The following is a 20,516-nucleotide window of genomic DNA, read 5'->3' as shown; positions in this document are numbered from 1 at the left end:
TTCATTAAAGTGAACCTTCCTCTTTATTTTTATTTTCGTTTTGAAGAGTATTCCAGTACTCTAAAATTTCTGATGTAACGAGAGCGGCAATGTTTTTTTCTGAATTACTACCAGGGATAACGACAGAAACGGCAATTTGTGGATCTTCCGTAGGAGCATACGCAATGAAAAGAGAGTGATTTATCATTCTTGCTTGCTCATTCGGAAAACCTGTAATACCTGTTTTACCTGCGACGTCAAAGGGCAACTTTTTAATTTCCTCTATATTTTGACTCATCCCACCTTGCACGACACTCCAAAAGTTCATCGGGTAACGATTTGAACTTTCTAAAATGGGTTTAAACTTTTTGGTTTCCTTACCATCTTGACCAATAATCGCACTTACGATTTGAGGCTTATATTTGTCGCCTTTACTTGCCAAAGTTGCTGCATATTGAGCGAGTTGAAGAGGAGTATGCACTTCATTTCCTCCCCAAGAGGCATTTAATAAAGCTGAAATCCCATTTTCAAATTTATTAGATGGATGGAATTCATATTGTCCGTCTTCTTCAAAGGGTAAATCAATCCCAGTTTTAGAACGTAGGCCGAATTGCATTAAATAATCTGTCCATATATGTGCCACTTTTTCTATATTTCCATTATTTTGGTTGAATAAGGGCAGAGCTACTTTTGCTGTCATAAATGTGTTAGATGAATTAATGATAGCCTGCCTCGGTGTAATCTCCCCTGTTGGTGTTCCAGGCGCATTCGTAATGTTATTTTGATTATCATACTGAAAAGTACCTTTATCTAAATAAGTATCTTCTGGTTGGAAAAGCTTTTCATTTAATCCAATTAAAATAGTGAGTGGTTTTATAGTAGAAGCCATATTTACATAAGATTCACCATACTTTAATTTTTGAATTGCTTTATTTTGCGAAAGAGATTTAATGTTTTCTTTTCTAGAAGATACATGTGTATTTAATATATTTGGATTAAAAGCTACCGAGTTGGCCATAGTTAAAATTGCGCCAGTTTTTGCATCGCTCACTATAGCATAACCAGCTTTAGCATCAGGTGTTTTCTTAATTTGAGATTTTAATGCTTCTTCTGCCTTTTGCTGCAACTCAGAGTCTAAAGCTAGCCGCACATCTTTTCCTTTTTGTACTTTTTGAATGTTCCATAAGAACTTTTTATTATTCAATTTAAAAATAAGAGTTTTGCCTGGTTTTCCTTTTAAATCATTTTCATATTGCAGCTCAATCCCGCTTTTTCCAACAGCCATATGCTTGGACTTAAGGTCATTTTCTACATACCCAATTACTTGTGAACCAATTTCGTGTTTAGGGTAATATCGAATCCATTCATCTTTAATTATTACATTATTGGGTTTGTTTTTGTTTATGAATGCAAGTTCATTCTCATTTATATCAGAGTATAACGGTATATCATTCATAGTCTTCTTTTTACAAGATTGTTGTAATTGAGATTTTATGTTCTCTGTAGAAATATCATGTTGAAACTCGCTTGAAAATTGGTTAAAAAAAGCTAATGTGTTTGATGTATCTTGTTTCGATAGCTTTTCATCATTAGAAGTGCAATATAGAGACTTAACTTTCTTATTTGTAGCTAGCATTACACCATTTTTATCAAAAATCTTTCCTCTTTCAGCTGAAGAAGTTGCGATAGTAATTGAAAAGAAGTTGATTTTTAATAAAATTAGTAAAATCAAACCTACAATAGAAAGAACCGCAAAAAATCTCCATCTTCTTGTATGTAACATATAACCCTCCCTTATGTAGCCTATTTCATCTTATATTTAATTATTTTTTTTGTAAATGTGGAACAACTTTATTGTTTAGGTTGTCTATTAAGTATTACAGCATGAAGAAAGGAATAATTAGCATGAAAATTTACTAGCAAGTTTATATGTAAGTTTAATAAGAGTTATTATACAGTTTAGCACTTCTAATGCAAGTGGCAAAAAAAATAGAGAGAAAACCAAGAAGGGAGAGTTATTAATTCCGTAGCTAAACGAAAAGGAATGGTTGCTTACAAGGATTAAGCAAAAAATTGAGGCGATATTTATAACCGATTATCGGTATCTAATATATAAGGAATGCTTTTAGTATTTGTAGCAATTCCTGAAAGGATTAAATGGAGGATTTATGAAAGGACAAAAAGGCAAGAAGCAGAAGACATATATATCTATTCGATTAAATATAATGTTCCTTTGCATATTTGTACTATTCTCAGCTATTATTATGCAGCTAGGAAAGGTACAAATCGTTGAGGGAGAGGCTTATAAGAACCAAGTGGAAAGTAGTCAAAATGCAATAACTAGTATTCCAGTTCCACGTGGACAAATTTTAGATCGAGAAGGGAAAACAGTTGTTAATAATAAATCTCTTCGCACAATTACGTATACAAGGGTGAAGGGAATTACGAGTGAAGATATTTTAAAAACAGCAAAAGACTTGGCGAAAGTACTTGAAATGCCTGAACAAGATATAAATAAATTAACAGATATCGATAAAAAAGATTTTTGGATGCAGTTGAATTTGAAACGTGCGGAGACAAAGATTACTAAGAAAGATATAGAAAAGTTTAAAGAAAAGGGTATAGAGGGAAAAGAGTTAGATAAAAAAATAGAAGACTTAAGACGAGGTCGTGTTACAGAGGTAGAATTAGCAGAATTAACAGCACAAGATTTAAAGGTGTTAGCTATTAAAAGTAAAATGAGTTCAGGTTATCAACTAACACCACAAATTATTAAAAAAGATGTAACAGATGAAGAGTATGCGCGGATAAGTGAAAACCTTGCGAATTTTCCAGGAGTAGATGCAACTGTTGATTGGGAACGTAATTATGTAAATGGTAATTTATTTCGTTCTGTATTAGGAAATATTACGAGTAGTGAAGAAGGATTACCGAAAGAAAATTTAGATTCTTATTTAGTACGTGGATATAACCGTAATGATCGTGTTGGAAAAAGTTATATTGAACAACGATATGAAGATGTATTACACGGCACAAAAGAAGAAGTGAAAAATATTACTGATAAATCAGGAAACATTGTTAGCACAGAAATAATCTCTAAAGGAAAAAGTGGTAATAGTTTAACATTAACGATTGATATGGAATTACAAAAGAAAGTGGAAGAAAGTATAGAGAAAAACTTGAGAGCTTTTAAGAGTTCAGAGCCACTGCTCGATCGAGCTTTTGTTGTCATGACGAATCCAAATAACGGACAAATTTTATCAATGGCAGGCAAAAAGATTGTAGAAAAAGAAGGAAGAATAGAGGTTGAGGATTTGGCATTAGGTAACATGACAACTTCGTATGAGCTAGGGTCAGCTGTAAAAGGTGCTACTTTATTAACTGGATATGAGACAGGGGCAATACATCCAGGAGATCAATTTTATGACGCGCCGATGAAATTTAAAGGTACACAAGCTAAGAAATCGTGGAATGTATCCGGATTTGGTAATATTAATGATTTACGGGCTTTACAAGTATCTTCGAATGTATACATGTTCCAAACAGCTTTAAAAATTGCGGGAGTCAATTACGTACCAAATGGCTCATTGGATATTAAACAAGGAGCATTTGATACGATGCGCTATTATTTCAAGCAATTTGGTTTAGGTGTCCCAACAGGTATTGATTTACCGAATGAAATAATTGGACAAACGAGAAAAGTAGATAGTCAACCTGGGTTTTTACTAGATTTTTCTATCGGTCAGTATGATACGTATACGCCGTTGCAATTAGCGCAATATATTTCAACGATTGCGAATGGTGGTTATAGAATGCAACCTCAAATTGTACAAGAAATACGAGAACAATCAATAAAAGAAGAGGTTGGCAAAGTTATACGTTCCATAGAGCCTGTCGTATTAAATCGAATTGATATGAAGAAAGAACATATTGATCGGATAAAAGAAGGGTTTAGATGGGTATTCCAAGAAGGGGATGGAACTGGCGTGAAATATTTCAAAAACGCGCCATATAAACCAGCAGGAAAGACAGGAACAGCCCAAACTGTATATGGTGGAGATGACCCGATTGGTAGAAATGCAAAAGGAGAACGTATGGAATGTTACAACTTAACGTTAGTTGGATATGCTCCATATGATAATCCAGAAGTAGCATTTTCCGTAGTAGTTCCATGGCTTCATGATGATAAAAATGGAATTAATTCTATAATTGGAAAGGAAGTATTAGATGTATACTTTGATTTGAAACAGCAACGTATACATGGTGAAGCTACTAGTACAGGTAGTTCTAAGCAAAATTAGAGTACTTTTCTCAGGGAAGAGACCCTGTTCATATAAAGCCATTTATAAGTAAAAAAATGAAATATGAAATAAGAGATAGAGGCGTCGTAGCTACTATCTCTTATTTTGTTAATAACTCTCATACTAGCTATAATTTTTTTAGTTTGTGGAACAAATTTGGTTCGGTGATTGTCTATTATGTGTACGTATAAAAAGGTGCTAAAAATTTGGAAGGAATGATGATTTTGAAAAATAAGAGGATGCTAAAAATAGGAATATGCGTTGGTATATTAGGTTTAAGTATTACAAGCCTAGAAGCTTTTACAGGAGGGGCACTGCAAGTTGAAGCGAAAGAAAAGACTGGACAAGTGAAACATAAAAATCAGGCGACGCATAAAGAGTTCTCACAACTTGAGAAAAAATTTGATGCTCGAGTAGGTGTATATGCGATTGATACTGGTACAAATCAAACAATCTCTTATCGATCTAACGAAAGATTTGCCTTCGCATCAACCTACAAGGCTTTAGCAGCAGGAGTATTACTACAGCAAAACTCAATTGATACATTAAATGAAGTAATCACATTTACGAAAGAAGACTTAGTGGATTATTCACCTGTTACAGAGAAACATGTAGATACTGGAATGAAACTAGGAGAAATTGCTGAGGCTGCTGTTCGTTCAAGCGATAATACTGCAGGGAACATTTTATTTAATAAAATAGGAGGACCGAAAGGATATGAAAAAGCGCTTAGGCATATGGGGGATCGGATTACTATGTCTGATCGCTTTGAAACAGAATTAAACGAAGCTATTCCAGGAGACATTCGTGACACTAGTACAGCGAAAGCTATTGCTACGAATCTTAAAGCTTTTACGGTCGGAAATGCACTTCCAGCTGAAAAACGTAAAATTCTTACAGAGTGGATGAAAGGAAATGCTACAGGGGACAAACTTATTCGTGCAGGCGTACCAACTGAATGGGTAGTTGGAGATAAATCAGGTGCTGGTAGTTACGGGACAAGAAATGATATTGCTATCGTTTGGCCTCCAAATAGAGCACCAATTATCATCGCAATTTTATCTAGTAAAGATGAGAAAGAGGCAACCTATGATAATCAACTCATTGCAGAGGCAACTAAAGTTATAGTTAAGGCTCTTAAATAGTATTTTAGTTTTCGCATTTTTAACATGAAAGTATTAAAAGTATAAAGTTAGAAAACGACTCTTTTCTTGTGATAAGAGTCGTTTTTGTATTCTTATTATTAAAAAGGTAAAAGTAAAAATATAACGAATATATATGACATATCTCATACGAAATTTCATGTACTGTATTATTATATTGATTTAAATAAATTTCAAGAAAGTATAATATAATTCAGTTAGCATATAGAAGTGTTTGATGAGAATGTAAAGGAGAAAATATGAAAAAGAAAATTAATAGAATTGTAATGATTATTTGTATATTAGTAGGTTTTACAATCTTTTTATATTTACAGAACAATTTAATAAGTATAACTGAGGTTAAAATAACCTCTAGTAAAATACCATCCTCTTTTAAAGGGTATAAAATTCTACAAATTTCAGACTTACACAATAAAAAATTTGGCGATAATCAAGATGTGTTAATTCAAAAAATAAAAAGTATAGACCCAGATATTATTGCGATTACGGGTGATTTAATTGACAGTAAATCATACGATGCAGAAGTGAGTATGCAATTAATACAAAAAATGGTAAATAAGTATCCTGTATATTTTGTGACAGGAAACCATGAACAATGGTCTGGAAAGTATAACAGTTTAGAAAAAGAGTTGAAGAAATATGGTGTCAATGTTTTAAGGAATGAACATGTAGGCATTCGAAAGGGTGAGCAAGAAATAAACTTGCTAGGTATTGATGATCCAGAGTTTGTTACTGGAAACCGTGATGAAGGAAATATTATAATAGATGAAATCAAAAAAGCAAAAATTGAAATGCAGCCAGATAGATATAATGTATTATTATCCCATAGGCCTGAATTTATAAAGGAATATACGAATGAGAGGTTGGATTTGGTTTTATCGGGACATGCTCATGGAGGGCAAGTTAGATTGCCATTTATCGGTGGATTAGTTGCTCCAAATCAAGGTGTTTTACCTAAATATACAGCAGGTTTATATGTAGAACAAAATACATCAATGGTAGTGAGTAGAGGATTAGGAAATAGTATCATTCCGCAAAGAATTTTGAATAGGCCAGAGATTGTAGTCGTGCAGTTAAATTAAGCTGTACGATTTTTTTATACAAAAGTGAGTAAAGAGATTTTATGTATTTTGCAGGAGTTAACATTACAATTTTGTTAAAAATTTTCTACGTTACATAAAGTAACAAAATTTGACCCTGATTGTTTGTTATAGTGTAAATAATCAAAAAACTTAAAATTTGTCGAGTGAAAATTGTGATAAGTAATTCATGTAAAAAACTTAAAGGGGTGTACACATGCATAAAGAATATGAAATTGAAGAATACACAGCGATTGAGGAACAAATACATTATTATTGTAAATGTTTATTAGTAAGTCATCCTGATCAAATAATAAAGTATTTAGAAAAAAGGTTAGAAAAATATGCAGAAACATTACAATATGCACATTTATATCCTGACACAGTTATTTTACCGTTACAGCAATTAGTTATTGAATATTCTTTAGATGTTGCTAGAATTCGGAAGTATATGAATTTAAAAACGTAAAGTGAAATTTATAGTTTAAATGAAACAGAGTCGACTTTAGGAAATGAAATTCTAATGTCGACTCTGTTTCATTGTTTAATATCGTTGATTGAACATACATACTAATCAATGAAGTTTGACATATAATTAAGCAAGGGTAAAATAAAAGTGAGTACTCACTCATTTTATTGGAAAAGGAGGATGAAACGTGCAACAACCTTCCATTATTTTACGGACTGTATCAAAAAGTTTTGGGAAAAAAGAAGTGTTACACAATCTTTCATTGCAAGTTGAAAAAGCAGAAATTTTTGGTTTTGTTGGACCTTCTGGATCGGGGAAAACAACGCTCATTAAAATGATTGCAGGTATTAATGAGGCAACGAAAGGTGAAGTGCTTGTTAATAATACTAATATGCCTAATTTAAATGAAATGAAAAGAATTGGTTATATGGCCCAGGCGGATGCATTATACGAAGAATTGTCAGCATATGAAAATGCAGATTTTATAGCAACGATGTATGGACTAAAGGGAAAACGTAAAAAGACAAGAATTGCAGAGGTTTTTGAACTTGTACAATTGTCTCAGTATATGAAAAAGCAAGTACAACAATTTTCAGGTGGAATGAAAAAACGCTTATCATTAGCAATAGCGCTCCTTCACGAACCAGAAATATTAATTTTAGATGAGCCTACAGTGGGGATAGATCCGCTTCTTAGAAAAACGATTTGGGAAAAATTTTATGATCTTAAAAAGAAAGGCACAACGATTATTGTAACGACGCACATTATGGATGAAGCTGAATTTTGTGAGCGTCTAGGGTTAATTAGAGAAGGGAAACTAGTTGCGGTTGGAACAACTGAAGAATTGAAAAAACGCGTGTCATCTGGACGGATTGAAGATGTCTTTTTGCTAGAAGAGGTGGTGCCATCATGAGAGTTACTGGTGTAATTATACGTATTATTCGTCAATTTTTTCGAGATAAGCGTTCGTTAGCAATGATGTTTGGAGCACCGATGTTATTACTTTGGCTTTTGTCACTAGTGTTTACACAGAAAGACTATATACCGCAAATTGCTGTTGTTGATATGCCCGCTCAAATAGTAAAAATGATGAAAAATCAAGAAGCGTCAATTTATGAATACAGTAAGGAAAAGGCGATTTCTGAGTTGGAAAAACAAAAAGTAGATGCAGTATTTCGTATAGAGAATGGAAAAATGAAACTTCTGTTGGAAGGTAGTGATTCGTCAAAAAATCGTGCTGTACTTCAAGTATTGCAAAAAAGCACAGAGAAGAATGATGTATCGATTATGAAACCTGAAGTAAATTATTTACATGGCTCTAAAGACTTTACGATGTTTGATGGGCTTGGTCCTGTATTAATTGGTTTCTTTACATTTTTCTTTGTATTTATATTATCAGGTGTATCTTTCGTAAGAGAACGTTTAAGTGGTACGCTAGAAAGGTTATTATCCACCCCAGTAAGAAGATGGGAAATAGTCGCAGGTTATATTATTGGTTTTGGAATCTTTGCCTTTATACAATCCATTATTATCGTAAGCTTTTCCGTTTATATTTTAGATTTATACGTAGCTGGCTCCATATGGCTAACGCTACTTATTACATGTATGCTCTCTTTAACTGCACTAACATTAGGTACGTTTTTATCGGCATACGCAAATAATGAATTTCAAATGATTCAATTTATACCGCTTGTTATTGTGCCACAAATCTTCTTTTCTGGATTGTTTCCAATGGAATCTATGAATAAGTGGCTACAAATGTTAGGGAAAGTATTTCCACTCACATACGGCGCTGACGCAATGAGACAAGTGATGATTCGGAATCAAGGGTTTACAGAGATTGCATTAGATCTTACTGTATTATTACTTTTTTCACTATTATTTGCAGTAGGAAATGTATTTGCTTTAAAGAAACATCGCAAAATATAATAATGACAAAAAGGAGCTTTATAAATGCAGAAGGATTGGCTGGAGGAATTAATAGCTGCAACTAATACGGATAAACGAAATGAACGTCAAATGCGAATATTAGAGGCGGCTGTTGATATGTTTGGAGAAAAAGGATACGCTTCAACTTCAACAAGTGAAATTGCAAAGCGTGCTGGTGTAGCGGAAGGAACCATCTTCCGCTACTATAAGACGAAAAAAGATTTATTACTAGCGGTCGTAATGCCAACTTTAACTAAGTTCGTTGCACCATTTTTCGTACAAACCTTTGCAAAAGAAATATTTAAATCAGAGTATGAATCGTATGAAGGACTTTTAAGGGTTGTAATTCATAATAGATTTAAATTTGCTCAAAAACACTTTCCTATGATAAAAATATTAATTCAAGAAGTACCATTTCAACCAGAACTAAAAAATGAAATACAGCAATTAGTAGAAACAGAACTGTTTTCACATTTCAAAAAGTTGATTGTGAAATTTCAAGAAGAAGGAGAGATTATTGAGATACCACCATCTTCCGTACTACGTCTTACTTTATCAGCTGTATTAGGTTTATTATTAACACGATTTTTATTATTACCTGAAGAAAAATGGAATGATGAAGCAGAAATTGAAAATACGATTCAATTTATATTGTATGGATTAACTCCACGAATTTAATCGTCGAAGTGTGAATTACATATATTACTTTTTAAGTAAAAATAAATCGCCTTTAAAAAGGCGATTTATTTTCGTTATATATTTTTGATAAATAAGTACTTGTTTATTAAAAACATTCTAAATCAGCGTGTTTCTTTGTCTCTTCTTCTAAGACCTAATAATCCTGCTAGTCCTAATAAACCAAGCCAAGCCCAATTATTATTTCTATCACGATTATCATTTAAATCATTTGTTGTATTTACATTTCGAGTTCTTACATCATTATTAACTCTGTCTAAATTATTGTCATTTACTCGAGTTGAAATATCAGTGTTATTCACTCTATTCATATTATTTCCATCGTATTCAGCTTGCGCAGATGTACCTAAAAACATAATAGAGAGTGCTAAAACACTTAAAATAGATGATAATTTCTTTTTCATAACAATTCCCTCCTTTCTTAATCATTAATTTCTCCGGAGCATCTGTGTATTATTCATTTCACAATATCTAAACCAGTATAATAGGGCGCACATTTATTGAAAATAGAGTTGAATGATTGTTAATATATTATTGGATATATATTTCTCATAAAAATAAATGAATCAAACTTTGCTTAAAATGTTAATCTTAGTACAATTTATAGTATACGGACTAGCACTAAGGAGGTAATGAGATGCGACAATTTGCAAAACCTACAATCGTCGTAAGTAAATGTTTAGAATTTGATGCTTGTCGATATAATGGAGAGATGATTCCAGATGTAACAATACGAAATTTGCAGCCATTTGTTACATTTATACCTGTTTGTCCAGAAGTGGAGATTGGATTGGGAACTCCTCGTGAAACGATACGAATTGTAGAAGAAAATGGTGAGAACAGACTTGTGCAACCGTCGACACGAGAAGATGTAACTGAAAAAATGGAGCAGTTTTCAAATGACTTTTTACAAACAATATCGGATGTGGATGGTTTTATTTTAAAGAATCGTTCACCAAGTTGTGGTACGCGTGATGTGAAAATTTATTCTGGTTTTGAAAAAGCGCCAGCAAAGGGAAAAGGATCGGGCTTATTTGGCGGAGCAGTAGTAAAAAAATTTTCGCATCTTCCTATTGAAGAGGAAGGCAGATTGTCGAATTTTATTATTAGAGAGCATTTCTTTACAAGACTATTTACAATCGCATATTACAAAATGATTAAACATAATAAAAATATGAAAGACCTTGTATCGTTTCAGTCGGACAATAAATATTTATTTATGGCATATAATCAAGTGAAACAAAAGGAATTAGGGCGTATAATTGCAAATCACAAAAATGAAAAGATTGAAGTTGTATTTGAAAACTATGAGAAGACTTTATATGAATTATTTATGCGCACCCCCCGCTATACATCGAATGTAAATGTATGCGAGCACATTTTTGGATACTTTAAAACAAAGCTAAAAAAACAAGAAAAAGATCATTTTATAGAACTGTTACAAAAGTATGCAGAAAAGAAAATACCACTTAGTAGTTTACTTACAATTTTAAAATCATGGGCCATTCGATTTGATGAAAAGTATTTATTAAGACAAACGTATTTCGAACCATACCCTGAAGCATTAGTAGAAATTTCTGATTCGGGAAAAGGTAGAGATTATTAAACAATAAATTACATAATTCGACACAAAATATCCTATGTTGTTGTAGAACAATGTAGGAATTTTTTTGTGCATTAGTACAGAATCTGTTTTAAAATTAAGTTATGACAGAATTATAGCAATTGTCTAACTAATATTCTTGTCTTTTAAGTTGTTATGTTTGTAGTAGAAACTCGCACGCTGTCGAAACTCAATATTCGATAAGGGGTGTGTAGCGGAATGGAATTTACTCTAACTCGCGAAAAACAAATGATTAAAGAAATGGTACGTGACTTTGCTGAAAAGGAAATCGCACCGAAAGCTGTATATTATGACAAAACTGCAGAGTTTCCATATGAAACATTTCAAAAAATGGGCGAACTAGGATTATTAGGCATCCCATTCCCAGAAGAGTATGGAGGTTCAGGTGGCGATACTGTATCGTATGCGTTAGCAGTTGAAGAAATTGGTCGCGCTTGTGGTGGCACTGGTTTAAGCTATGCTGCAACAATTTCATTAGGTGCTTCTCCAATTTATTATTTCGGTACAGAAGAACAAAAACAAAAGTATTTAGTTCCAATGGCGTCAGGTAAAACATTAGGTGCCTTCGGATTAACGGAGCCGAATGCTGGATCAGATGCAGGTGGTACCCAAACGAAAGCGGTACTAGATGGCGATGAGTATGTAATCAGTGGTGAGAAGTGTTGGATTACAAACGCAGAGTATGCAAATACCATTATTGTAACCGCTGTCAACGGTGTTGAAGAGAATGGTAGAAAACGCATTTCAGCATTTATCGTACCTACTACTAGTGAAGGATTAACGATTTCTAGTCCTTACGATAAAATGGGCGTTCGCGCTTCTAATACTTGTGAAATCGTACTTGATGGTGTTCGTGTACCGAAAGAAAATATTCTTGGTGATGTAAATAAAGGTTTTAAACAATTTTTATATACACTTGATGGAGGACGTATTTCAATCGCAGCATTGGCAGTTGGTATTGCGCAATCAGCCTTTGAACGTGCATTGCAATATGCGAAAGAACGTCAACAATTTGGAAAGTCAATCTCTAATTTCCAAGCGATTCAATTTAAATTAGCTGATATGGCGACTGAAGTAGAGCTAGCACGCAATTTAGTACATAAAGCAGCTTGGTTAAAAGATAACGATAAACCTTTCGGTAAAGAAGCGGCAATGGCAAAACTATTTGCATCGGAAGCGGCAAGCCGTATTGCGAATCAAGCAGTACAGATTCATGGTGGATATGGCTATATGCGTGAATATGAAGTTGAACGACATATTCGTGATGCGAAACTATTAGAAATTGGTGAAGGAACTTCTGAAATTCAACGTCTCGTAATTGCTAGACATTTAGGATGTAGATAAAAGGGAGGAATCACTATGTTTCAAAAAATATTAATTGCGAATCGCGGGGAAATCGCTGTTCGTATTATGAAAACTTGTCAAAAACTTGGCATTCGCACTGTTGCTATTTATTCTGAAGCAGATGAAAATGCCCTTCATGTGAAAATGGCAAATGAAGCTTACTTAGTAGGTGGACCGCGTGTCCAAGAAAGCTATTTAAACCTTGAAAAAATTATTGAAATAGCTAAGAAGACAAATGCAGAAGCAATTCATCCGGGTTATGGTTTATTATCAGAGAATCCGTCTTTTCCGGTTCGCTGCAAAGAAGAAGGAATCGTATTTATCGGTCCTTCAGAAGAAATCATTACGAAGATGGGAAGTAAAATCGAATCACGTATCGCAATGCAAGCAGCAGATGTCCCAGTAGTCCCAGGTATTACTACAAATATTGAAACTGCTGAAGAAGCAATTGAAATTGCAAAACAAATTGGTTATCCATTAATGCTTAAGGCATCCGCAGGCGGCGGAGGCATTGGTATGCAGTTGATGGAAACTGAGCAAACGCTCACCAAAGCGTTTGAAAGTAATAAAACGAGAGCGCAAAACTTCTTCGGTAACGGAGAAATGTATTTAGAGCGATATATAGCAGACGCGCATCATATTGAAATTCAGCTTTTAGCAGATACACATGGTAACACAGTGTATTTATGGGAGCGTGAATGTTCGGTACAGCGCCGAAATCAAAAAGTAATCGAAGAAGCACCTTCACCATTTTTAGATGAAGGTACACGAAAGGCGATGGGAGAAGTTGCTGTACAAGCTGCCAAAGCACTTGGTTATACAAATGCAGGTACAGTTGAGTTTCTTGTAGATGATCAGAAGAACTTCTATTTCTTAGAGATGAATACGAGATTACAAGTAGAGCATCCAGTGACAGAAGAAATTACGGGATTAGACCTTGTAGAACAACAACTTCTGATTGCAAGTGGAGAGAAACTATCATTTACTCAGGATGATGTAAAACGTAGTGGTCATGCCATTGAAGCTCGTATTTATGCAGAGGATCCGAAAACATTCTTCCCGTCACCTGGGAAAATTACAGATTTAACATTACCGTCAAATGTACGGATTGATCACTTCTTAGAAAATCATGTAACGATTACACCTTTCTATGATCCAATGATTGCGAAAGTCATTGCACATGGCGAGACTCGTGAAGAAGCAATTTCAAAATTACATGATGCTCTAGAGGAATTAAAAGTAGAAGGTATTAAAACGAACACACCAATGCTACTGCAAGTTTTGGAAGACGAAGTGTTCAAAGAGGGTATTTATACAACAGGCTTTGTAACGAAACAACTCGTTAAAAAATAAGATTTAACAATATTAAGGGGGAAAAAATGATGACGAAAGTATACGCATCGATGGCAGGAAACGTTTGGAAGATTGTTGTAGGAGTAGGAGATACAGTAGAGGAAGAGCAGGATGTCGTCATTTTGGAATCTATGAAAATGGAAATTCCAATCATTTCAGAAGAAGCTGGCACAGTTATGAAAATTAATGTGCAAGAAGGCGATTTTGTAAATGAAGGAGATGTATTATTAGAAATTGAATAGGGAGATATAGGGGGAAGCGAATTGAAACTACCTAATTTTGCTGTCATTAAAGAAGTCGGGCCACGTGATGGCTTACAAAATGAAAAAAAGATTGTTGGCACAAAAGATAAAGTAAAATGGATTCAACTACTTACAGAAGCAGGATTGTCGTATGTTGAAGTTTCCTCATTCGTTCACCCAAAATGGGTCCCTGCATTAGCGGATGCAAATGATGTATTTTCTGAGCTGAAAAGGGATCCAAATGTTACATATGCTGCGCTTGTTCCAAATCAAAATGGTTTGGAACGAGCTTTTTTGCAAAATGTAGATGAGGTGAATGTTTTTTTATCAGCAAGTGAATCTCATAATAAAAGTAATATTAATAAATCGATTAAAGAAGCATTAGTTGTAATTGAAGATATAACAAAACAGGCATTATTCGAAGGGAAAAAGGTAAGAGGCTATGTTTCTACTGTATTTGGATGTCCTTATGAAGGGGATATAAGTGTCGCAGCAGTTGACGAATTATGTAATCAACTATTTTCATACGGCATTTATGAAGTTTCTCTTGGGGATACAATCGGTGTAGCGAATCCATTACAAGTAGAACAAGTATTAGAACATCTATTAAAGAAGTATGATGCTTCGCAGTTTGCCATGCATTTTCATAATACGTATGGAATGGCTCTAGCGAATGTAGTTAAATCATTAGAATACGGTATTACAACGTTTGATAGTTCTTGTGGTGGACTCGGGGGCTGCCCTTATGCACCAGGAGCATCAGGTAATGTTGCCACTGATGACCTAGTACATATGCTCCATAAATTAGGAGTCCAAACGAATATAGACGAAGAAAAGTTATTGAGAGCTAGTCAATTTATTCAAAGTAAGTTGAATATCCAATTACTGAGTCATGTGTATAGAGCGCTTCAACATAAAACGATAAGTAGGTGAGAAGATGCTACAATTACAAAACATTTCAGTTGATTATGTAACACCTCACGTAGTAAAGATTTCGTTAAATCGTGCAAGACAAGCAAACTCATTATCTTTGGCATTATTAGATGAACTACAAACGATATTAACTCAAATAAGTGAAGATTCAAACACACGTGTAGTTATTTTGACTGGTGCTGGTGAAAAAGCATTTTGTGCTGGTGCAGATTTAAAAGAGCGTGCCGGTATGAATGAAGAACAAGTTCGCCATGCTGTTAGTATGATTCGCACTACTATGGAGATGGTTGAACAATTACCACAGCCAGTTATTGCTGCTATAAATGGAATTGCACTTGGTGGTGGTACGGAATTAAGTTTAGCTTGTGATTTTAGAATTGCTGCTGAATCTGCAAGTCTTGGTCTTACTGAAACGACACTTGCAATTATACCAGGAGCAGGTGGTACACAGCGCTTACCGAGATTAATTGGTGTTGGTAGAGCGAAAGAATTAATTTATACAGGTAGACGTATTTCAGCGCAAGAAGCAAAAGAATACGGTTTAGTAGAATTTGTTGTACCAGCTAATTTACTTGAAGAGAAAGCGATTGAAATAGCAGAGAAAATTGCTAGTAATGGACCTATTGCTGTTCGATTAGCAAAAGAGGCAATTTCAAATGGTATTCAAGTTGATTTACATACCGGATTACAAATGGAAAAACAAGCGTATGAAGGTGTAATCCATACGAAAGATCGAATAGAAGGATTACAGGCATTCAAAGAAAAACGCAAACCGATGTATAAGGGGGAGTAAATATGTTAGACCAAAAACAACAATCTAATTCATTTGAAGAACGAGTTGAAACAATTAAACAAGGCGGGGCACCGAAATATCATGAGCAAAATAAAGCAAAAGGAAAATTATTTGTTCGAGATCGTTTAGCGCTTCTATTTGATAATGGCGAATATGTAGAAGATGCATTATTTGCTAACTGTGAACAAACAGGCTTACCTGCGGATGGCGTTGTAACGGCAACGGGTAAAATACATGGTCGTACTGCGTGTGTAATGGCCAATGATTCTACTGTAAAAGCTGGATCATGGGGATCACGCACAGTTGAAAAGATTTTACGTATTCAAGAAACAGCTGAAAAACTACGTGTTCCGTTATTTTATTTAGTCGACTCTGCTGGAGCACGTATTACAGATCAAGTAGAAATGTTCCCAGGGCGCCGCGGTGCAGGAAGAATCTTCTATAATCAAGTGAAGTTATCAGGTAAAGTTCCTCAAGTATGCTTGTTATTTGGACCTTCTGCAGCTGGTGGTGCGTATATTCCAGCCTTTTGTGACGTTGTAATGATGGTAGAAGGAAATGCATCTATGTATTTAGGATCTCCTCGTATGGCTGAGATGGTTATCGGTGAGAAGGTAACTTTAGAAGAGATGGGCGGAGCTCGTATGCATTGCTCTGTATCAGGATGCGGAGATGTTTTATGTAAGACAGAAGAAGATGCGATTAAACAAGCAAGACAATACATTTCATATTTTCCAAATAACTACTTAGAAAAGACTCCATTGGTTACACCTCAAGAACCGAAACAATTCGATAAAACGTTAGAACAAATCATTCCAGAAAATCAAAATGCTCCTTTCAATATGAAAGATCTCATTAATAGAGTTATTGATGAAGGTTCATTCTATGAAGTAAAAAAATTATTTGCTCAAGAGCTAATTACAGGCTTAGCACGTATTGATGGTAAGCCAGTTGGTATTATTGCAAATCAGCCGCGTATGAAGGGCGGCGTATTATTCCATGATTCAGCTGATAAAGCTGCTAAGTTTATTAATTTATGCGACGCATATCATATTCCATTATTATTCCTTGCGGATGTACCAGGATTTATGATCGGTACAAAAGTAGAGCGTGCTGGTATTATTCGCCACGGTGCAAAAATGATTTCTGCAATGAGTGAAGCGACTGTACCGAAGATTTCTATCGTTGTTCGTAAAGCATATGGCGCTGGTTTATATGCGATGGCAGGTCCAGCATTTGAACCAGATTGCTGTCTGGCATTACCGACAGCTTCTATTGCGGTAATGGGTCCAGAAGCTGCGGTTAATGCTGTATATGCAAATAAAATTGCAGCTTTACCAGAAGAAGAGCGTGCTAGCTTCATTGCTGAAAAACGTGAAGAGTATAAGAAAGATATTGATATATACCACTTAGCATCAGAGATGGTGATTGATGGTATTGTTCATCCAAACAATTTACGTGAAGAGTTAAAAGGACGTTTCGAAATGTATATGAGCAAATATCAAGTATTCACAGATCGTAAACATCCTGTATATCCAGTTTAAAAGCCCTATTTAGGGCTTTCTTGCTCAAAAAGTTAAGGAGGGGAAAACATTGAAACAAGCAGTTTGGTTTCCAACAGAAGAGTACAAGGAAAAAACACGTTTATATGGTTGGATGAAATCATTGGGATATGAAGACTATGAAACTTTTTATAATAAATCTATTGAGGAAACAGCTTGGTTTTGGGGAGAGGCAGAAAAAGCAGTAGGCTATCAATGGATGAAACCTTATACAGAAGTGTTAGATTTAGAAAATGGTACACCGTTTGCACAGTGGTATAATGGCGGAACATGTAACGTTGTAGAATCAGCTTTATCCCGCTGGCTTGCGGATGAAGAGACGAGAATACAGCCAGCACTTCAGTACGAAGGGGAAAATGGAACTTCAAAATCATTTACATATGAAGAGCTTGATAACTGGGTAAGCCGTGTTGCCAATGGTTTGAAACACGCGGGTATTGAAAAAGGTGACCGTGTAACAATTTATATGCCGATGATTCCAGAAACAGTTGTTGCGATGCTAGCTGTAATGAAAATTGGAGCAATTATTTCACCAATATTCTCAGGCTTTGCGTCTGATGCAGTTATGACACGTGTGCAAGCGGCAGGTTCAAAAATGATTATTACCGCAGATGGATTTTCACGCCGAGGTAAAATTGTTTCTTTAAAAGATGAAGTAGATAAAGCTTGTGAACATTGCCCAACTGTTGAAAAAGTGGTAATCGTTCGTCATGCAGGAAATGATTTTACACCACATAACTATGACTTTTCGTGGAGTACGCTAGAAAAAGAAAAACCATTCATACATGCCGAAGAAATGCAAAGCGATGATCCATTAATGCTCATTTATACATCAGGAACGACTGGTAAGCCGAAAGGAACAGTACACACGCATGCAGGATTTCCTTTGAAAGCAGCCTTTGATGCAGGATTTGGAATGAATATTAAACAAGGTGATCGTGTATTATGGGTAACTGATATGGGCTGGATGATGGGGCCATTTCTATTATTCGGTTCACTCATTAATGGAGCAACGATGGTTATGTACGAAGGTGTTCCAGACTTCCCAGAAGCAGACCGGTTATGGGAGACAGTTGATAAATATGAGATTACTCATCTAGGTATTTCGCCAACGTTAATCCGAGCATTAATGGCAAAAGGTGATGAGTATGTCAATAAACATTCTTTAAAGAGTTTGGAAGTATTCGCATCAACAGGAGAACCTTGGAATCCTGATCCATGGATGTGGCTGTTTGAAACAGTTGGAAAAGGAAATGTTCCAATCTGTAACTACTCAGGTGGAACTGAAATCTCTGGTGGGATTTTCGGTAATGTTCTTATTAAGCCAATCGCACCGATTAGTTTTAACGCATCTTTACCAGGAATGGCAGCTGTCGTACTGGATGATCAAGGTAAACCAATTCGAGATGAAGTCGGAGAATTATGCTTAGAGAAACCTTGGGTAGGTATGACGAAAAGCTTCTGGGAAGATGATGAACGTTACGTGAACACATATTGGTCACGTTTTGAAAATAAATGGGTCCACGGTGACTGGGTCATTTACGATGGTGAACAATATATCATCACAGGGCGTTCAGACGATACGTTAAATATTGCAGGTAAACGTATTGGACCTGCTGAATATGAATCTATTCTTGTGAAACATAACGATGTAATTGAAGCTGCTGCAATTGGTGTACCTGACGAAGTAAAAGGTGAAGTTTGTCATTGTTTTGTAGTATTAAGAGATCATGTAACATTCACAGGAGAATTAAAGAAAGAATTAATGAGTTTAGTAAACTCTCATATTGGAAAAGCGTTGTGTCCTAAAGACATCCACGTTGTAGAAGATTTACCGAAAACACGTAACTCTAAAGTAATGCGCCGTGTTATTAAAGCAGCTTACTTAGGAAAAGAGTTAGGTGATTTATCATCGCTTGTAAATCCTGAAGTAGTTCCGTTTATTCAGGGGTTACAGTCTAGTAAATTATAAAGTTAGAAAGGATCTCTATATAAATAGAGATCCTTTTTTATGTTTATAAAAAGAAAAGAAGTGAATTTGATGAAGAAGAAAAATTCTACTATTAGTGTTAAGTATGTCTGTTTTATAGTTTTTATTAAAATACGATACTGTGGCATGTTTATTCATTGGAGTAATTAAATTTTGTTAAGGATGAAATTCAATAAAAGCGTTATTTTAATAGGCTGTTACGAAATTTAATTTGAAAGGCACATCCAAATGATAAAAAAAGAGCACTATAAAATCAGTGCTCTTTTTATTAGAAATTGCTTAGTTCTTAAAAATAAAATCATTACGGACAATTCACAATGGTAATAATGACGCTAGCCATTGTTCCAGGAGAATCAAGAAGAGAAGCAGTAACGGTTACTGTTCCAGGCCCATTAGCGGCTAGAAATACAGCGGTAAAGTTACCTGAGGCATTGGTAATGACAGCAAGAGGAACCATGAAAGCAAGAGATGGGTTACTAAACGAAAAACTGACCACTACCCCTGGAGTAGGAATACCGTTTACTAATACTTGACCCGAAAAAAATAAAGTATTATTTCCTTGAGTGGATACACATGCTGTGGTTTCGTTAGAAGTCAAGGTAATAGATGCAGGTCCAGCAGGAAGATTAAATCCAGTTGGTCCAGTTGGTCCAGTTGGTCCAGTTGATCCAGTTGGTCCAGTTGATCCAGTTGGTCCAGTTGATCCAGTTGGTCCAGTTGGTCCAGTTGGTCCAGTTGATCCAGTTGATCCAGTTGATCCGGTTGGTCCAGTTGATCCAGTTGATCCAGTTGATCCAGTTGATCCGGTTGGTCCGGTTGATCCGGTTGGCCCAGTCGGTCCAGTTGATCCGGTTAATCCAGTAGCTCCTGTAGAACCGGTGGGACCGGTAGGGAATTGAAAAGGTTGAACAGTTGGAAGTGTAGGTCCAATAGAACCGGGATTAAGTGCAGCAAAAGATAAAAACTCGTCCATTATTTATCACCTCTAAAAATCGTATTACTAATAGTAAATGTAATGATAGAGCAAAGTGAAACGGACAAGCGGTTTTATTTTAACAA

Annotated in this window: 19 protein-coding genes and 1 pseudogene; 17 read left to right on the top strand and 3 right to left on the bottom strand. The window is 35.2% G+C overall.

Translation table 11 applies throughout. From position 1 onward, the window contains the following. Positions 1 to 4 precede the first annotated feature (4 nt). Positions 5 to 1,762 carry a penicillin-binding protein 2 gene (locus AU379_RS11470; RefSeq protein WP_061139277.1) on the bottom strand — a complete coding sequence of 586 codons (1,758 nt, stop codon included), beginning with the start codon at positions 1,760 to 1,762 and terminating at the stop codon, positions 5 to 7. A 385-nt stretch (positions 1,763 to 2,147) separates the two neighbouring features. Between AU379_RS11470 and AU379_RS11465 the strand changes: the two genes are divergently transcribed. From AU379_RS11465 to AU379_RS11435, 7 genes are all read left to right on the top strand, one after another. Beyond that, complete coding sequence (locus AU379_RS11465) at positions 2,148 to 4,280, top strand: penicillin-binding protein 2 (RefSeq protein WP_000678283.1); 2,133 nt, start codon at positions 2,148 to 2,150, stop codon at positions 4,278 to 4,280. A gap of 218 nt (positions 4,281 to 4,498) precedes the next feature. Beyond that, entirely contained in the window at positions 4,499 to 5,425 is a 927-nt protein-coding gene (gene bla, locus AU379_RS11460) for a class A beta-lactamase Bla1 (RefSeq protein WP_002098388.1), read from the top strand. Between the two features lie 257 nt (positions 5,426 to 5,682). After that, a complete protein-coding gene (locus AU379_RS11455) occupies positions 5,683 to 6,525 on the top strand; it encodes a metallophosphoesterase (protein WP_000727188.1) in 843 nt (280 codons plus the stop codon). A gap of 214 nt (positions 6,526 to 6,739) precedes the next feature. Beyond that, positions 6,740 to 6,991: a hypothetical protein gene (locus AU379_RS11450; RefSeq protein WP_000548621.1), complete on the top strand. Its 252-nt coding sequence runs from the start codon at positions 6,740 to 6,742 to the stop codon at positions 6,989 to 6,991. A gap of 187 nt (positions 6,992 to 7,178) precedes the next feature. Then, complete coding sequence (locus tag AU379_RS11445; RefSeq protein WP_001187071.1) at positions 7,179 to 7,904, top strand: ABC transporter ATP-binding protein; 726 nt, start codon at positions 7,179 to 7,181, stop codon at positions 7,902 to 7,904. Continuing rightward, positions 7,901 to 8,920 carry an ABC transporter permease gene (locus tag AU379_RS11440; RefSeq protein ID WP_001266719.1) on the top strand — a complete coding sequence of 340 codons (1,020 nt, stop codon included), beginning with the start codon at positions 7,901 to 7,903 and terminating at the stop codon, positions 8,918 to 8,920. The genes AU379_RS11445 and AU379_RS11440 overlap by 4 nt, the downstream gene beginning before the upstream one ends. Before the next feature lie 24 nt (positions 8,921 to 8,944). Further along, positions 8,945 to 9,598, top strand: coding sequence for a TetR/AcrR family transcriptional regulator (locus AU379_RS11435; RefSeq protein WP_001168198.1), 654 nt, complete (start codon positions 8,945 to 8,947; stop codon positions 9,596 to 9,598). Between the two features lie 122 nt (positions 9,599 to 9,720). Here AU379_RS11435 and AU379_RS11430 read toward each other — a convergent pair whose 3' ends face one another. Continuing rightward, positions 9,721 to 10,020, bottom strand: coding sequence for a WGxxGxxG family protein (locus AU379_RS11430; RefSeq protein WP_000728151.1), 300 nt, complete (start codon positions 10,018 to 10,020; stop codon positions 9,721 to 9,723). Positions 10,021 to 10,253: 233 nt separating this feature from the next. On the opposite strand from AU379_RS11430, the gene AU379_RS11425 reads away from it, so the two are divergent. The 10 genes from AU379_RS11425 (at position 10,254) to AU379_RS30925 (ending at position 20,356) form a co-directional block, all read left to right on the top strand. After that, positions 10,254 to 11,222, top strand: coding sequence for a DUF523 and DUF1722 domain-containing protein (locus tag AU379_RS11425; protein WP_001248645.1), 969 nt, complete (start codon positions 10,254 to 10,256; stop codon positions 11,220 to 11,222). A 216-nt stretch (positions 11,223 to 11,438) separates the two neighbouring features. Beyond that, positions 11,439 to 12,584, top strand: a complete 1,146-nt coding sequence (locus tag AU379_RS11420; RefSeq protein ID WP_000397282.1) for an acyl-CoA dehydrogenase — start codon at positions 11,439 to 11,441, stop codon at positions 12,582 to 12,584. 15 nt (positions 12,585 to 12,599) lie between these two features. Beyond that, entirely contained in the window at positions 12,600 to 13,937 is a 1,338-nt protein-coding gene (locus AU379_RS11415; protein ID WP_000486742.1) for an acetyl-CoA carboxylase biotin carboxylase subunit, read from the top strand. Positions 13,938 to 13,963: 26 nt separating this feature from the next. After that, complete coding sequence (locus tag AU379_RS11410) at positions 13,964 to 14,179, top strand: acetyl-CoA carboxylase biotin carboxyl carrier protein subunit (RefSeq protein ID WP_001987345.1); 216 nt, start codon at positions 13,964 to 13,966, stop codon at positions 14,177 to 14,179. Between the two features lie 21 nt (positions 14,180 to 14,200). Beyond that, complete coding sequence (mvaB, locus tag AU379_RS11405) at positions 14,201 to 15,112, top strand: hydroxymethylglutaryl-CoA lyase (protein WP_061139276.1); 912 nt, start codon at positions 14,201 to 14,203, stop codon at positions 15,110 to 15,112. Between the two features lie 4 nt (positions 15,113 to 15,116). After that, positions 15,117 to 15,905: an enoyl-CoA hydratase gene (locus tag AU379_RS11400; protein WP_061139275.1), complete on the top strand. Its 789-nt coding sequence runs from the start codon at positions 15,117 to 15,119 to the stop codon at positions 15,903 to 15,905. 2 nt (positions 15,906 to 15,907) lie between these two features. Continuing rightward, positions 15,908 to 17,449, top strand: a complete 1,542-nt coding sequence (locus AU379_RS11395) for an acyl-CoA carboxylase subunit beta (protein ID WP_000886742.1) — start codon at positions 15,908 to 15,910, stop codon at positions 17,447 to 17,449. 49 nt (positions 17,450 to 17,498) lie between these two features. Then, positions 17,499 to 19,439 carry an AMP-binding protein gene (locus AU379_RS11390; RefSeq protein ID WP_000806481.1) on the top strand — a complete coding sequence of 647 codons (1,941 nt, stop codon included), beginning with the start codon at positions 17,499 to 17,501 and terminating at the stop codon, positions 19,437 to 19,439. A gap of 335 nt (positions 19,440 to 19,774) precedes the next feature. Then, positions 19,775 to 19,990 carry a hypothetical protein gene (locus tag AU379_RS30930; RefSeq protein WP_000236249.1) on the top strand — a complete coding sequence of 72 codons (216 nt, stop codon included), beginning with the start codon at positions 19,775 to 19,777 and terminating at the stop codon, positions 19,988 to 19,990. Positions 19,991 to 20,035: 45 nt separating this feature from the next. Beyond that, positions 20,036 to 20,356 (top strand): DUF4573 domain-containing protein, encoded by a 321-nt coding sequence (locus tag AU379_RS30925; RefSeq protein WP_061139274.1) that lies wholly within the window; start codon positions 20,036 to 20,038, stop codon positions 20,354 to 20,356. Between the two features lie 17 nt (positions 20,357 to 20,373). Here AU379_RS30925 and AU379_RS30920 read toward each other — a convergent pair. Next, a pseudogene (locus AU379_RS30920) lies at positions 20,374 to 20,430 on the bottom strand (exosporium leader peptide-containing protein); the annotation flags it as partial. Positions 20,431 to 20,516 lie beyond the last annotated feature (86 nt).

Origin of the sequence: Bacillus sp. JH7 (assembly GCF_001563515.1) — a bacterium.
In the GTDB taxonomy this organism is placed as follows: Bacteria; Bacillota; Bacilli; order Bacillales; family Bacillaceae_G; genus Bacillus_A; species Bacillus_A cereus.
The sequence above is the reverse complement of the archived record's forward strand: the minus strand, read 5'-3'. Positions and strand labels throughout refer to the sequence as shown.